Origin of the sequence: Psychrobacter submarinus, assembly GCF_904846685.1 — a bacterium.
Lineage (GTDB): Bacteria > Pseudomonadota > Gammaproteobacteria > Pseudomonadales > Moraxellaceae > Psychrobacter > Psychrobacter submarinus.
The window spans coordinates 278,793-295,100 of record NZ_CAJHBQ010000003.1 but is presented as its reverse complement, the minus strand read 5'-3'; the positions used below and the strand labels follow the sequence as shown (position 1 = coordinate 295,100).

At 46.4% G+C, this 16,308-nt stretch carries 10 protein-coding genes and 1 pseudogene; 8 read left to right on the top strand and 3 right to left on the bottom strand.

Annotated elements, in window-relative coordinates:
• Positions 1-12 precede the first annotated feature (12 nt).
• From alaS to JMY03_RS10500, 4 genes and pseudogenes are all read left to right on the top strand, one after another.
• Complete coding sequence (gene alaS, locus JMY03_RS10515) at positions 13-2,685, top strand: alanine--tRNA ligase (protein WP_201603577.1); 2,673 nt, start codon at positions 13-15, stop codon at positions 2,683-2,685.
• Between the two features lie 267 nt (positions 2,686-2,952).
• Positions 2,953-4,239 (top strand): aspartate kinase, encoded by a 1,287-nt coding sequence (locus JMY03_RS10510; protein WP_201556921.1) that lies wholly within the window; start codon positions 2,953-2,955, stop codon positions 4,237-4,239.
• Positions 4,240-4,681: 442 nt separating this feature from the next.
• Positions 4,682-4,849, top strand: a pseudogene (gene csrA, locus JMY03_RS10505) (carbon storage regulator CsrA); the annotation flags it as partial.
• Positions 4,850-5,021: 172 nt separating this feature from the next.
• Positions 5,022-5,396, top strand: coding sequence for a HopJ type III effector protein (locus JMY03_RS10500; protein WP_037059813.1), 375 nt, complete (start codon positions 5,022-5,024; stop codon positions 5,394-5,396).
• A gap of 286 nt (positions 5,397-5,682) precedes the next feature.
• Here the strand turns inward: JMY03_RS10500 and JMY03_RS10495 are convergent, their stop codons facing one another.
• Complete coding sequence (locus JMY03_RS10495; RefSeq protein ID WP_201556922.1) at positions 5,683-5,994, bottom strand: YeaC family protein; 312 nt, start codon at positions 5,992-5,994, stop codon at positions 5,683-5,685.
• Positions 5,995-6,028: 34 nt separating this feature from the next.
• On the bottom strand, positions 6,029-7,153 hold the full coding sequence (locus JMY03_RS10490; protein ID WP_227675599.1) for an NAD(+) kinase: 1,125 nt from the start codon (positions 7,151-7,153) through the stop codon (positions 6,029-6,031).
• Positions 7,154-7,676: 523 nt separating this feature from the next.
• Between JMY03_RS10490 and JMY03_RS10485 the strand changes: the two genes are divergently transcribed.
• Positions 7,677-8,399, top strand: a complete 723-nt coding sequence (locus tag JMY03_RS10485) for a Bax inhibitor-1/YccA family protein (protein WP_025647016.1) — start codon at positions 7,677-7,679, stop codon at positions 8,397-8,399.
• A gap of 109 nt (positions 8,400-8,508) precedes the next feature.
• Here the strand turns inward: JMY03_RS10485 and JMY03_RS10480 are convergent, their stop codons facing one another.
• Entirely contained in the window at positions 8,509-11,310 is a 2,802-nt protein-coding gene (locus JMY03_RS10480) for a heavy metal translocating P-type ATPase (protein ID WP_201603575.1), read from the bottom strand.
• A gap of 416 nt (positions 11,311-11,726) precedes the next feature.
• Here JMY03_RS10480 and mrcB point away from each other — a divergent pair, with 416 nt between their 5' ends.
• The 3 genes from mrcB to prmA all read left to right on the top strand — a co-directional run bounded on the left by mrcB (position 11,727) and on the right by prmA (position 16,276).
• A complete protein-coding gene (gene mrcB, locus JMY03_RS10475) occupies positions 11,727-14,171 on the top strand; it encodes a penicillin-binding protein 1B (RefSeq protein ID WP_201603573.1) in 2,445 nt (814 codons plus the stop codon).
• Positions 14,172-14,413: 242 nt separating this feature from the next.
• The gene (locus JMY03_RS10470; protein WP_201603571.1) at positions 14,414-15,256 is read left to right on the top strand and encodes a tetratricopeptide repeat protein; all 843 of its coding nucleotides are present in this window, start codon (positions 14,414-14,416) and stop codon (positions 15,254-15,256) included.
• Positions 15,257-15,349: 93 nt separating this feature from the next.
• Positions 15,350-16,276, top strand: coding sequence for a 50S ribosomal protein L11 methyltransferase (gene prmA, locus JMY03_RS10465; protein WP_201603569.1), 927 nt, complete (start codon positions 15,350-15,352; stop codon positions 16,274-16,276).
• The last annotated feature ends 32 nt before the right edge of the window (positions 16,277-16,308 follow it).

Sequence of the window (16,308 nt, the reverse complement as noted above, 5' to 3'; positions counted from 1 at the left end):
TAAGGAGCCGCTGTGAGCCAGCCATCTCAAACAGCCGAGATTCGTCAAGCTTTTATCGATTTTTTTATAAGCAAGCAGCACACCCCTGTCTCCTCATCGAGCCTTATTCCGCATAATGATCCTACTTTACTGTTTACCAACGCCGGTATGAATCAGTTTAAAGAGACTTTTTTGGGGATGGAATCGCGTGATTATACGCGCGCGGTCACTTCACAAAAATGTGTGCGGGCAGGCGGTAAGCACAATGATTTAGATAACGTCGGCTACACCGCGCGTCATCATACTTTCTTTGAGATGCTCGGTAACTTCTCTTTTGGTGATTATTTTAAAGAAGCCGGTATTGCTTATATTTGGGAGTTTTTGACATCGACTGAATGGCTAGCTATCGACAAAGACCGTCTCTACGTCACTATTTATGAGACTGACGACGAAGCCTTTGATATCTGGCACACTAAGATTGGCCTGCCAGCGGAGCGTATTATCCGTATCGGCGATAATAAGGGCGCCCCTTACGCCTCTGATAACTTTTGGACAATGGGTGATACCGGTCCTTGCGGCCCTTGTACCGAAGTCTTTTATGACCATGGCCCTGAGATTGAGGGCGGCTTGCCTGGTACGCCTGAGGAAGATGGCGACCGCTATATCGAGATTTGGAACTGCGTGTTTATGCAGTTTAATCGCCAAAAAGACGGCACCATGCTGCCACTACCCGCCCCTAGTGTCGATACTGGTATGGGACTTGAGCGCATTAGCGCTATTATGCAAGGCGTGCATGGCAATTATGAAATCGATTTATTCAGCCACTTGATGGACGCTGCTGCAGAGATTTTAGAGATTGACAACGAGCAGCAATCCTCACTAAAGGTGATTGCTGATCATATCCGTGCCGTATCCTTTTTGATCGCTGATGGCGTGATGCCAAGTAATGAAGGCCGCGGCTACGTGCTGCGCCGAGTTATTCGCCGAGCGGTACGTCATGGTAATAAGCTTGGCGCTGAGAGCGAGTTCTTTTATAAGATGGTAGCGCCTTTAGTCCGTGAAATGGGCGATGCTTATCCTGAGCTAAAAGACAAACAAAGCCTCATTGAAGCCGCTATTCAAAAAGAAGAAGCACAGTTTGCCAAGACCTTAGCCCAAGGCTTACGTCTGCTCGCCAGCGAGCTTGAGAGCTTAGAAGATGGCGATATCCTCTCTGGTGCTGCCGCTTTCAAGCTCTATGATACTTACGGCTTCCCGCTTGACCTCACTGCAGATATTACCCGTGAACGCGGTATCAGCATCGATGAAGAAGAGTTTGACGAACAGATGCAAGCGCAGCGCGATCGCGCTCGTGATGCTGGCAAATTCGATGTCGACTACAGTAGCGTCATCCAAGTGGAGACGCCAACTGAGTTCATTGGCTACGAGCAGCTCAGCGATGATAATGTCAATATTACCGCGCTCTATCAAGACGGTAATGCGATCGAGTCTCTAGCAGAAGGCAGCGAGGGCGTTATCGTCTTGGATCGTACGCCTTTTTACGCCGAAGGCGGCGGACAAGTCGGTGAGCTTGGCGAGATACGTAGCGAGTCTGGCGTCTTTAGCGTACAAGACACCAAAAAATCAGGGCAAGCCATTATCCATCATGGCGTCGTCAGCATGGGTACTGTTAGCGCAGGTCAAAGCGCAGAGGCGCAAGTGCTCTCAAGCATCCGTGCTGCGAGCGCTAAAAACCATTCTGCTACCCATCTGTTACACGCGGCTCTACGTCATATACTCGGCGATAAAATCAGCCAAAAAGGCTCGCTCGTCTCAAGTGAAGTGCTAAGGTTTGACTTTGCTTATGATAAGCCGGTAAGCCCAGCTGAGATTGCGCAAATTGAGCGTTTGGTTAATGAGCAAATCCAAGCCAATACGCCAGCTTGTATAGAGAACATGGCTATTGATGAAGCCATGGAAAAAGGCGCGGTGGCGTTATTTGGTGAAAAATACGGTAGCGAGGTGCGCGTACTCACCATGGGCACCGAGATGACTATCGATGGGAATAACCAACCCTTCTCTATTGAGTTATGCGGCGGGCTACACGTGCAGCGTACCGGTGATATCGGCCTATTTAAGATCACTGGTGAATCTGGTATCGCCGCTGGTATTCGCCGTATTGAGGCGCTCACTGGTATGGGCGCTGTCAAGTATGTTCAACAAAATGATCAGCAGCTAGCGACTCTTGCCGGACAACTCAAAGTTAAGCGTCCACAGGTTGCCGCGCGCGTACAGACCATGGCAGATAAGCAGCGCGATTTAGAAAAGCAGCTCGAGCGCTTGCAACAAAAGCTCGCCAGCAGTCAAGCGGCAGATTTATTGAACGAGGTGCAAACCATCAAAGATACACCTGTACTGGTCAGCACTTTGAGCGGTATTGACGGTAAATCTATCCGCCCCTTAATGGACGATATTAAGTCCAAGCTTCCTGATGCCATCATCGTATTAGTTGGCGATAAAGACGAGCAATTAGCACTCGCTGCGAGCGTAGCGAAGTCGATGACTGCGCAGATTAAAGCCGGTGATATTATTCGTCACTTGGCAGGTGAGCTTGGTGGCAAAGGCGGCGGTAAGCCTGACTACGCGCAAGGCGGCGCGCCAAAATCTGGCAATACTCGCACTGTGTTAGAGGCACTACCCGCTTGGATCGAAGCTAAATTAAGTTAAGCTCAATTAAGCTAAGTTAGCTCGTTTCTATAGTAAAACGCTTAACTTACATCTGATTTGTATTTGACAGATGGCAGTTGGTTATAGCATTGATAATTAATTACCATATATCAAAGCGGCATGGCGACTTAAATTTGTGCTTTGATTATGGTATAAAGGTCAGCGTTCAAATATTAATTGACTCTATCACTATGCACGGTCATTAAAATACGATTGGATTTAATGGACACTTATAGGTGATAGAGGATGCAGAATAGGTAAAATCTTATGGCGTTAATAGTACAAAAATACGGCGGCACCTCAATGGGCAGTATTGACCGCATTAAGAACGTCGCCAAACGCGTCAAACGCTGGCATGATAACGGTCACCAAGTCGTCGTCGTCGTCTCAGCGATGAGCGGAGAAACCAACCGCCTCATCGATTTGGCACGTCAAATCAGCGCTCAACCTGACCCTCGTGAATATGATCAAATGGTCTCCACTGGCGAGCAAGTGTCGATCTCATTACTTGCTATGGCCATTCAGGATCTAGGTATTGGCGCGCGCTCAATGACCGGTCGTCAAGTCGCTATCAAGACCGACACCTCACATAATAAAGCCCGTATCGAGAGCATCGATGATGAAAACATCCGCCAGCAGCTAGATGCCGGTAATATCGTCATTGTGGCAGGTTTCCAGGGTATCGATGAGCACGATAATATTACCACTCTCGGACGCGGCGGCTCAGACACCACAGGCGTCGCTATCGCAGCTGCCCTAGGTGCTGATGAATGTCAGATATATACTGATGTTGACGGCGTCTACACTACCGATCCACGCGTCACTTCAAAAGCTAAAAAACTTGAAAAAATAACTTTTGAAGAGATGCTCGAGATGGCAAGCCTTGGCTCCAAGATTTTACAGATTCGCTCAGTAGAGTTCGCTGGTAAATACGGTGTGCCCTTACGAGTGCTATCGAGCTTCGATGACAATAACGATGGCAGCTTTGACGATGATTTTAGAGATAACGTGGGCACCCTAATTACGATAGACGAAGGAGACAGTATGGAACAGGCAATTATCTCAGGTATCGCCTTTAACCGTGATGAAGCAAAGATTGTGGTACGCGGCGTCCCTGACCACCCCGGTATTGCCTCAGCTATTTTAAGTCCAATTGGAAATGCCAATATCGAAATCGATATGATTGTGCAAAACCTATCGGACCAAGGTACCACTGACTTCACCTTTACTGTCAACCGTACTGACTTAGACAAAGCGATGGCAGTGCTAAACGATGAAATCAAAGACGACATCGGTGCCAAAGAGATATTAGGTAACAGCGAAGTGGTCAAAGTATCTTTGGTCGGTGTGGGTATGCGCTCACACGCAGGGGTTGCAAGCTTGATGTTCCAGACCTTAGCGGAGAACAACATCAATATACAAATGATCTCTACTAGCGAAATCAAGGTCTCCGTCCTTATCCAAGAGCAGCACTTAGAAAAAGCAGTTAAATCCTTGCACACAGCATTTGGCTTAGATCGTGAAGACGGTGAGAGCAAAGTTGCTGGACAATAGGTTCTAGCATAAATTCTAGCTGTTTTTTTATTTATCTGCGCTTAACCGCTGATATTTTGCTAAACGGCTAAAATAAGTTTTAATATACAAAATGACAGAACCTATCAATGTTCTGTTTTTTATGACTATTATGCTCATAATTTCCATAATAGCGCGGCTTGCTTACTCTTTTATTGGCGCTAAATAGTCACAAGACTTCGGCTTTATCCAGTAGTATTGTTAAAATCCGTGACAGTACGGTCTATGGGACTTATAATGGGGCGTTCATTTGGGCAAAATGATACCTATAGTTATGGAAGCTGTTTATCTTGTTTTAGACGGTATAATTACTTGTGAATTAAAACCTTAAACAGCTCGATACTGGTTCATTCAGTGATATTGAGTAATTGAGAAGTCATATGATAAGTAATCGTTCTTTACTGCGACATAAGGAGTGTGACGCATGTTAATTTTAACTCGCCGCGTTGGCGAAACTTTAATGATTGGTGATGAGGTCAGTGTTACTGTGCTAGGCGTCAAGGGTAACCAAGTACGCATAGGGGTTAACGCGCCAAAAGATATCGCGGTACATCGCGAAGAGATTTACCAGCGTATCCAGCAAGAGCGCACGGTACAATCACAGATGCAACATCTCGAGCAAGGCAACTTTGCGCCCTCTTTTGATGACGAAGACTATTTTAATCGTTAAAATAGAGCTTTATCGTTTATAGCAGACTCGTTACGGCTGCTCTGCCTATAAGCGCTTACTCTTTGTAATTTTAATATTTTTGAGGTCATTTACTATGAGCATCCGCCAATCCGACGTCTCGGCTTTATTGAATGGTTTGAATAAAAAAGCCATAGGTTTTAACGATGTTATCAGCTTTATTGACGATTTTTATCGTTATTCCCCAGCGCCGTTTGTCAATGGTATGCAGCACAATGCCGCTGGCGAAAACGAAGGTAGTGCCAAAGTCTTTGGCTTTGCTAAGCATCATGGCCTAAACCAGCTAGATACCCTTAAACTATTTGGTGAGCATTATGAAAAAGTGCTAGCCACACCTAAGGGTACGGATCACGCCAATATCCGCAATTTCTTGCATTGGGGTTGGCAAGGATTTTTGATGCAAAAAAATCCTTTAACGCTACGTCCGACTGTCGATACCACTGCTTTGTAAGCTTGGCTCTATAAAAGCTTAGTTCTATAAAAGTTTAGTTTTATAAAATAACAGCATAGACCAAAAAATCCACGCTATGATCATAGTGTGGATTTTTGCTTTTAGGGCGTGTCCCTATTTTAAAAATGGTGATAAAAATGAGATAAATCGCAGGCAAACAAGGAAAATAGCGCAGGTAATATCAAGATATTGACCAGCTATTTGACACCGTTTGCCAAAGATTTAGCCATTTTTAGCCCATTTAGTCATAAACGCTTGAATTAGGGACACGCCCTAATATTACTCATTATTTATCGCGGAATTTTACCGGTTGAATCGCGCCTTTAGGATTGGGCATATTAGGATAATGATGTTCGTGCTCGACATCGCATTCCGCGCCCACGATACTGCCGTCGTCTTTGATAGGCTTATGAATAAAGCCGACACGCTCGGAGGGCTCTAGATGCTCGTGCTCCCACATCATCACCGCTTGCATACACGTTTCGCGCTGCTCAGCGCTTAGCTTACGGCCATCTGGCCATTTACCAATCTCAATGGCTACTCGGAATTTATCTACTATCTCCGGGGTCAAACTGGCTAGTACTGTCTCTTTATTCATCTTCACTCCTCTTCTCTAGCTATCTGTAACCTGTCTAAAATTTAGTGACTCGATCGGTGTTTGTATCTATCTGCTCAGGGGTAGTACTTTGAGCATCAGCCTCAATAATATGGTGGTCAGTACTTTGTATCTCTACGCTTTCTATCTCTATGCCTTCTATCTCAATGTCATCATCGTCATCGCTATCGAGACTGAACTCTTCGGCATGTACGTTCCAATGCAGCTTAGTACGGCAAGCTTCATAAAACTCAAACCCTGGTGGATGCAGCAAAGTTAGCTTATCAGGATGTTTACGGATATATAAGCGTTGATCCTGCTCAATAGGTACGCTAGGTTTACCGTCAGCGCTGACCATTGGCTGAGTGCGATTGTCCTCATGAATGCGAATACAGACCTCACTACTACCACTGACCACGATAGGCCTGCTTGAGAGCGTATGTGGATGCATCGGTACCAGACAAATCGCATCCATGCTAGGATGGATAATAGGCCCGCCACCCGAGAGTGCATAGGCTGTCGAGCCCGTCGGAGTCGCGGCAATGAGTCCATCACTGTGCTGACGATAGACGTCTTGACCGTCAATTTTCATTTGAAAGTCAATCATGTGTACCGACTTGCCCGCATGTAATACAATGTCGTTGAGCGCCATATCTTCATGCAAGATATTGTCGCCTTCGCGTATCTCCATCGTCAGCAAAAACCTATGATCGAGCTGATAATCCCCCATTAATACTTGCTTTAATTTAAAGGCAACCTCATTGGGCTTCACATCTGCCAAAAACCCAAGACGACCGCGATTGACCCCAAGCACAGGAACCCGGTACCGCGCCAATGCCTCAGCGGCATGTAAAATAGAGCCATCGCCGCCGACAACAATCACTAAGTCACAAATCTCACCGATCAAACTGCGCTTGACGATTTTTACCTTTTCGATATCTACTAAATTTAAAGTCGGTAGATTGGCGGTTTGCACATCCATAATCAGCGTTAGATTCATCTCGTTGACTGTGCTTGCCACTTGAATGAGACTCTCAATAACGCTGCGCTTGCCGGCACGGCCCATCAGACCAATGCGGCGAAAGGCTGGGTTTTTGATGGCGTGAAACAGTTCTGATTCGTGCAAGTGTGGCAATCGGGCTGACTGCGCTGAGTTTTCCATAAAGCGACTCGACAAACTTAAAAAAGTGCAAAGGTAAGTGATGCAATGACATCGACTTTTTATAATTAACAGTATCGAAAGAGGGTTTTTAGATGACAACCTACAAACTTAAAAAGTCTAATGCTGATTTAGTCATAAACTATCAAGCTAATGATAGCGATAAATAAAGCGTTAAACTAGCATGTTTTACCAATCATCGTTGTTAACTGTCGTAATCGACCCCATCTATAAAAGGTTAGACGCTCACTTTAGCGGAATGATTTGTCTTAAATGACCTTTTTAGAAGGGCTTTTATTGACCGACTTAACCATTAGCTGATTTGCTGTGATTGATTTTTACTTATAGTTAGTAGCGCTGTTTTAGCGCTTAGTAGTGCCTTCTTGTGACTGCTCGCTAACCATTAGCAATAAGCAGAGGATATCAAGACTAAGCCTTGATATGAGTCACGCAAAGACAGTTGACAATAATCCCGGTTTTGCTAAAGTAACGTTGATTTATACTATTTTATATTAAGGATATATGTATGGCTAATCCTATTGTCAGCCGCGCAGAATTTGCGGTCGGTGGCGAGCCTATGACCGTCAAAGGTGTCATCCAAAAGACCAGTATGTTACTTGGGCTGGCGGCTATCACGGGCGTAGGCTTTTTCTTTTATGCTCTTATGGCAGGACTGTCACAAGGTTTTATCACTATGGCCGCTTTTGGTAGCATGTTTGCCGCCTTTGGCTTAGCTGTTTTTATGACTTTTAAGCCCAAAAAAGCCAAAACCTTAGCTGTCCCTTATGCCCTACTCGAAGGTATATTTTTGGGTGGTATCTCGCTATTCTTCATGCGTATGTACCCAAGCGTACCTGTCACTGCTATGTGCGCAACCTTCGTCACCGCGGCAGTGATGCTAGGACTTTATCGCTCTGGTCTGGTGAAAGTCACACAAAAGTTCCGCTCGATTGTCACCTCAGCACTTATTGCTATTATGCTCGTTTACGTGGCGCAGTGGATACTATCTCTAGCCTTTGGCTCAAGCCTACCTTTCTTGTTTGAAGGTGGCGCTATTGCAATCGGCTTTAGCTTGTTTGTCATTGTTATTGCTTCTTTTACCCTCCTCCTTGACTTTGATAATATCGATCGCGGCGTAGCAGCGGGTATCTCTGAAGACTACGAGTGGTTATTTAGCATCGGTATCCTCGCAACGCTTGTGTGGATGTATATCGAATTTATGCGTCTGCTAAGCTACTTACAAGACTAATTTACAGCGCTTCGCTACTACCCTCTTAAATCGAAAAACCGCCTGTTATATTTAGCAGGCGGTTTTTTTGCTCAATGTTCATGCTATTGTTTTGCTTGTAGCCTAGCCTTTAAGCCCGTTTCAGACGTAGAGCGTTAAGTACCACTATCAAGGAGCTTAGCGACATACCGATTGCAGCAAGCCAAGGCGGCACATAACCAAAGATAGCTGGCAGCAGGACAATGCCGTTATAGCCTAATGCCCAGCGAAAGTTTTGTTTGATAATGCGCTCGGTCTTATCAGCGATGCGCTTAGCCGCATTAATACCTTCGACTTGACCATTTAAAATAATACTATCACTAGACACTTGCGCCAGATCAGCGGCGCCAGCGATAGACGTAGACACATCAGCGGCAGCTAGCACGGGCGCATCATTGATACCATCACCGACCATCAGTACCACTGCGCCTTTACTTTGTAGCTGCTGGATGTGATTGACTTTATCCGTAGGCGATAGGCCATTATAAGCGGCGCTCATCCCTAAGGTGTCCGCTATAACTAAAGCTTGCGGACTAGGGTCGCCTGTTAGCATCACTGACTCTATTCCTAGCTGCTTTAGAGAGTCCAAAGTCGCTTTGGCGCTATCACGAACCTTATCATTGAAATAAAAGCAGGCGAGTGCTTGCCAGCTAGGCGCAGTATCTTCGGAGCTTTTAGTTAGAGACTGACAAGATAGAACCACCGCTGAGCTGGCTCGATGGGCTATCAAATCGATATTGAGCGACTGAGCACTGCTGCTCGCATCGTCATGGGTAGCGTCCATAGCGAAATCAGCATGACCGATCCGGTACAATACCCCATCGACTATCGCTTCAACGCCGCCTGCCGGGTAATGTTGAAGGTTTTGGGTAGCTGGCAGGTGCAACTGATAGGCCGCCGTCAGCAGCGCGTGGGCAATCGGATGGCGACTGCCCACCTCTAGCGCAGCCGCTATCGCTAATAGCTGATCCTGCGAGTCGGCATGAGCTGATGCTTGAGCGTTTAACAGCTCAATATTTAATAAATTGGGCTTACCGTAAGTCAGCGTACCTGTCTTATCAAAGGCCACGTGGGTAATCTCAGCCAAAGTTTGCAGCGTATGACCACGGGTGGTCAAAAATCCATAGCTTGCTAGCCTATTGGTCGCTACCGTCAGCGCAATAGGCGTTGCCAAGGATAATGCACAAGGACAAGTGGCGACTAACACTGCGACAGTGGCCCAAATGGCTAGACTAGGATCTACGATATACCAACCAATGAACACTAAGACCGAGAGCACCAAAATACGCGCGACAAACCAACGTGCCAGCTTATCGGCTTGCTGCGCAAGCTTAGGCTTCTCGCTCATAGCACGGTTCATCAGCCGGTCGATCAGTCCCATCTGACTGTCTTCTGGTAAGGCCGTCACTAGCATCTCAAACGGCTGACTGTCATTTTGCGCGCCGCCAACGATGTAGTCGCCTTGACGCTTGATAATCAGGTCGCCCTCGCCGGTCAGCAGGCTTTGTGAGACGGTCGCAGTTGGACTCAGCAAGATACCATCACTGATGATCTCCGCCCCTGCCTCGATCATGATAATATCGCCCACTTGCAGACTTTGAGCGGTGACCATGGACTTATCAGCGGCATGTAGTTCGGTTACCGAAGCCGCGGATTGTTGCCATGCGGCAGCAACCTTTTGCGTCAGCGCTTGGACATTAGCGTCCATATCTTGCATAAAGTTAGGTAACGGACTGGCTTTTAGATTGGTACTGATATCATCATTAGTATCAACCGCATTATTCATATCGCTGGCTACTAACGGTGCGACGTCAGCTTGGCTTTGCTGGTTTAAACGCCCTAAAATTAGCGCAGCCGACGCCTTATCTTCAGCGATTTTTTGGACTAAAATTGGCTCAACCACGACCAGATCATTGGCCATAGTCGCCGCTTTTAGCCGTGCATTATGCTCAATGTAGCGCCCAGCTAATAAAAAGAAAATGAACATACTTACTGAATCATAGTAAGTCTCGCCTTGTCCGGTCACGGTGGCATACATGCTAGCGAAAAACGTGACGATTAAAGCGACACTGACCGGCACATCCATATTGACTTGACGCGCACGAATCGCCGACCATGCTGAGGTAAAAAACGGCACGCCAGCATAAAAGAAAACAGGCGTGCTGACAAATAACGACACCCAGCGCAAAAAGTCGCGCTGAAAGACCAGCATATCGCTATATTCACCAAAGTATAGCGCTACTGCATACATCATCGCTTGCATAGCACCGAGAGCCGCGATACCGAGCCTGAGCAGCATCTTATTATTGTGCCGGGCTAGCATCGCCTCATGGGTATCTTGGCGATAAGGTTTGGCGTCGTAACCGATTTCATTGATCACCGCTAAGATACGGCTAATGGGCAGCTTGTTTTCATCCCAGATAATACGCATGCGCTGATTGGTCAAGTTGACTTGGCATTTATCCACGCCATCAATCTCATAAAGCCTTGACTCAATCAGCCAAGTACAAGCCGCGCAGCGCAGATTATTGACTGACAGCTCAGCGACTGATAGACCTTCTTGCGCATAGACAAACTGCGACTTGATCTCATCATGATCATAAGCTTCAAGCTGCGTTAACTGAGTGGGCAGGCTTGCGGTACGGTTAATCTCTGAGCGATCAAGATAATACTGCTCAAGCCCTGCTTCTACGATACTCTCAGCTGCCAACTGACAACCCATACAACACATCTCACGCGCCTCGCCTAATATCTGTGCGTGAAATGGCGGCTTAGGTACTGGATCGCCGCAATGAAAACAGTGCCCAACCTGCGGCAGCACTAACCCTTGGGTGATGGAACTATCGTCATACTGAGAATGGGACACAGACGAGGATGAAAAAGAAGGGGACATGATTGCTCTTATTAATGACCGGCTTATTGTTAGAGGACGTTACTTTAGAAAAATCAGCTTTTGGTAAAACTATCTTATCGTCAATCTAATCATAGCCGTACGCTGTTATTTGGGAATTACTATCTAATGTTGCTTATACCTTGCTCAAAACGGTGTTTAATTCATATAAAAAACATAGTGAGACTCACTATAAGTCGTTATCTTATATGGCAGTGATATTCTAGATTAAAAGTAGGTATCGGTATTTATTCATTAAGCTGCGATTACAGCGCGATAAGCTCTACTTATTATAACGGTTTAATGCCATGGTATGATGAATGGCGTAATGAATGCCGTGACTGAGATGATAGATTGAAAATTTAGTCAATTTGCGTCATTATGAGGCAGTTTTTTTATGTTAAAACGGTGTGTTATCAGTGCAAAAACCTAATCTTACCCCGCCGCAGTCGCCTAGAGCTGCAATGAGCTCCCTACCCTCCAAACAAGGCGGGATTGTGTTTAGCAGTATCTTACTCATCATTGTCATCGTAGCTATGGTGTTATTGGCTCTATACCTAATCAAGCTTGATCGTACTATCACTAGTAAGTTTGAGGGTAAGCGCTGGGATATTCCAGCTAAAGTTTATTCGCAGCCACTTGAGTTGTATCAAGGCGCTAATGTCGATAAAGACACGATAAAGACTTGGCTTGATCTACTGAACTATCAAAGCAACACCGCTTATGATCGTACTGGTAGCTTCCACCGCTCCGGCAATACCTACTTTATTCATACTCGGGGCTTTAGCTATAGCGCTAACGATGTCGATAAAGAACAAGTCATCAAAATGACGCTTGCTAATAATAAGATCCAAAGCATCCAGAGCACTGAGCAAAACGATACAGGTATCATACGCCTAGAGCCTGTCAGTATCGGCGGCATCTATCCAGATAGTAACGAAGATCGCTTAGTCGTCTCTTTAGATGAGGTGCCTCAGCCGCTCATAGATGCGCTAATTGCTACTGAAGATCGCGCGTTTTATGAGCATAAAGGCGTATCGATACGCGGCATAGCGCGCGCGGTCATCAATAACTTCTCAGGCGGCTCTATGCAAGGCGGCTCGACTATCACCCAGCAGCTGATTAAGAACTTTTATCTCAACTCAGATCGTACTCTTAAGCGTAAAGCCAACGAGGCGTTGATGGCGATACTGCTAGAGCTGCATTATAGCAAGGATGAGATACTACAAACTTATCTAAATGAGATTTACTTAGGTCAAAACGGCAATCGCTCTATTAATGGTTTTGGCCTCGCATCACAGTTTTATTTTAATAAACCTTTAAATGAGCTGCGTCTAGATCAGCAAGCGATGTTAGTGGGTATGGCAAAAGGGCCTAGCATCTATAACCCGCGTCGTCATCCAGAAGCGGCCAAAACGCGCCGCGATGTGGTGCTGAGTAATATGCAAGCGATAGGCAAGCTGACAGCAGAAGACTATGCAGCTGCCTCTGACAACTCTTTAGGCGTCGTCGATAAGCCCGTTGAAGGTAAGAGCCAGTTTCCTGACTTTTTGGACATCGTTAAACGCGAGCTCAATGATGTCTACTATGCTGACGATCTCAAAAACGAAGGTCTGACTATTATCAGTACCCTCGACCCTATTGCACAGCTAGCAGCAGACAAAGCGATTGATCGTAAGCTCGGTGAGCTGCGCCGTAATAATAGTAAGACCAAAGATTTACAAAGCGCTTTGGTCAGTGCCAATCCTGAGACCGGTGAGCTTGTCTCTGTCGTCGGTAGCGGTAGCGAGTTCACCGGCTTTAACCGAGCGGTAGATGCTAAACGTCCCGTCGGCTCGCTGCTAAAACCTATCATCTATATGACCGCGCTTGAGAGTGGACGCTATAATTTAGCCAGCTCAGTGGATGACTCACCTATCACAGTCACCTCAAACGGTAACGACTGGAACCCCAAAAACTACGATGGCCGCGATCATGGGTTTATTCCTTTCACCACTGCCCTAGCTAAGTCCTATAACCAAAGCACTGTACGTTTAGGGATGGAGTTTGGTTTAGATACTTTTGCCAGACAACTACGCCGTATGGGTATCGAAGAAAAAATCTCCCCTTACCCTTCTGCGCTATTAGGCGCCGTTAATCTCAGTCCGATGGATATGCTGGGCGTGTATCAGGTCTTTGCTACCGGCGGCTTTCGTACGCCTATCCATAGTATTCGTACTGTTATCGATGATCGTGGTCGTATTTTGCAGCGTACTGGGCTTAACACACAGCGCAGTGTGCCGCCTGAAGCTAACTTTTTGACCAACTATGCTTTGCAGCAAGTGGTCAAAGAAGGTACAGCTCGCCGAGCGCAGTCTTTGGGTAGTGAGCTAAATTTAGCGGGTAAGACTGGAACCACTAATGACTACCGAGATGCTTGGTTTGCAGGCTATAGTGGTAACTATGTCAGTGTGGTTTGGGTAGGCCGCGATGATAATAAGCCTATCGGTCTTGGCGGTGGTACTGGAGCGCTACCGATTTGGGTTGATTATATGCGCCGTTTAAAGCTAACTCCTGTAGCCATGGCAGAGCCGGAAGGGATCGAATGGTTATGGCTTGAGAACAACTCAGGCAAGCTCTCTAATGAGCGCTGCGCCAATGCACGCTACTTACCTGTGATGTCCGCCTATCTACCTGAAGAGGCTAGTGAGTGCGCTTTGCAGCTTTATCAGCAAGAACAAGCGCGTGAACGCGGATTTACTTTCGGGCAGCCACAATCAGAAGGTCTGGACAATACGCAACAGCCTACTACTGAAGATATGGAGAATAATGAGCCACAACGAGGCGCTGATACTTGGTACGACCGCGCGCTTGAGTGGTTCTAAAGGTTGATTCAATAGCTGCTAAAAGCAGGACAATCGAGTTATAATAAGGGCTTTAGAGTTATCTAAAGCCCATTATTTATAGTTAGGGGCTGTATACTGATACGTGCATAGTGGCATTGTGACATTGTGGCATTGTGACATGATAACGACACATAACTTATTATCAAAAACAGATCACCCTATTATTCAGTAAATCTTTTGCTGTTTATAGATGATGTAATATTAAGTAGAGGTAGCAGGATATGGCGATACTAAAGCAGCAAAACTCACAACTTTTGGCAAGCGGAGCAGCACGCTCATTACCGTCGAAGCGCGTACTTCTTCCTACTATACTCATGAGCGCCTTAACCCTGAGCGCTTGTCAAACCGCGCCGTCTACAATGGCTAATCAAGGACCCGTAACTTCTACTACTCAAACGACTGCGGTTGCTGACTCTAGCCAGCCAGCACCTAGCTACACCAATGATGGCTACCCTATTGAGCCTTATCATCCGCCTGCCCAAGCCCCTACGACTTATGAAAATAGCAACAATCGTCAAAACCCCTTAACTCAGTCTGGCTCAGCCCCGAATCAGCCCATACCTACACGTCCTGATGATAATGTTTTAGTCATACCGCTACCGGATGCGATGATTGAAGAGCCACCTGTTTATGACGCTAATACGCCTTCTCAATCGCCGAGCTTACCCTCACATAGCGATTTATTAGAGCGTGCCCGTAAAAACTCGCAGCAGTCCTCACAGTCCAGCCGGCAAGCTTCTAATAATAAAAGCGATTTACCTGCTTTTCAGAACCTGATGCGAGTCGGTACCTCGCAGCTACAATCTGGTAATCTGACCGCAGCAGAGAACAGCTTTACTCGTGCGCAGCGTTTGGCGCCTAGATCGTCCGCGGTATACTTTTATTTATCGCAAGTCGCACTAAAAAAGAATCAGCCCCGTAAAGCCGAAGCGATGGCTCGCCGCGGCCTGACTGTCTCGCAAGATGCTAATCGTCGGCGCGCTTTATGGCAGCTTATCCTTAGATCTGGACAAGCACAGAACAATACTCGCGTGATTCGTGAGGCGCAGCAGGCGCTTCGTTAGTAGCAAGGCGAGATCGTCAGTATGTGTTAGGCAGCATTAGATCTCATTATTTTTAAACTCACTCTTATTTTTCTTATTTTTAAAGGCATTTTTATGGCATGGCAACAACTGCATCTACAGTGTAAAAAAACCAACGTTGATTTGGCAGAAGCGTTGTTATTAGAATCGGGCGCGCTGTCTATTATGTTAGACGATGCAGGCGACCAGCCTTTGTTTGAGCCGCTACCTGGCGAGTCGCCACTATGGGATGAGGTGGTACTAACAGGTATCTTTGACGCCGCTACCGAACAGGGTAATCGACAGGCTCTCGAGCAGCTTAGTCATGATATCGCTGCACAAGTAGATGCCAGTCGTACTTGGCTCAGTGCTGTCGAGGACAAGGACTGGGAGCGTGAATGGATGACGCATTATCAGCCGATCGAATGCGCCAATAACCTCTGGATTGTACCTGAATGGTTGACACCTCCAAACCCTGAAGCAACCAATATCATTATGGATCCAGGCTTAGCTTTTGGCACAGGCTATCATGCAACGACTCGCTTATGCTTAGATTGGCTCACCAACGAGGACCTGCAGGATAAAGTCGTCATCGATTATGGCTGCGGCTCTGGTATTTTGGGAATAGCTGCCCTGCTATTGGGCGCGCGTCAAGTTTATGCGGTAGATATTGATCCACAAGCAGTATTGGCCACTAAGCAAAACGCTGAGCGCAATCAAGTTGATGAGCGGCTATTGGCTTTTTTACCAGAAGAGTTCAACGATTACTGCGCTGAGAATGAGGTGATACCAGTAGACATAATAGCCGCTAACATCTTAGCAAAACCGCTTATTGGGTTAGCGCCTTATTTTGCAACGCTTATCGCTGTACAAGGCAGGCTAGTGTTGGCAGGTCTTATTGAGTCGCAGACTGAGCAAGTTATTGACGCTTATCAGCCCTATTTTACCCTCGACCCTAAGCATGCTTTTACCACGCAAGAAGATCATCATTGGCAACGACTGTCAGGAACATTTACAGGCTAGCAACATTTAATTACATCTGTTACGATATTGGC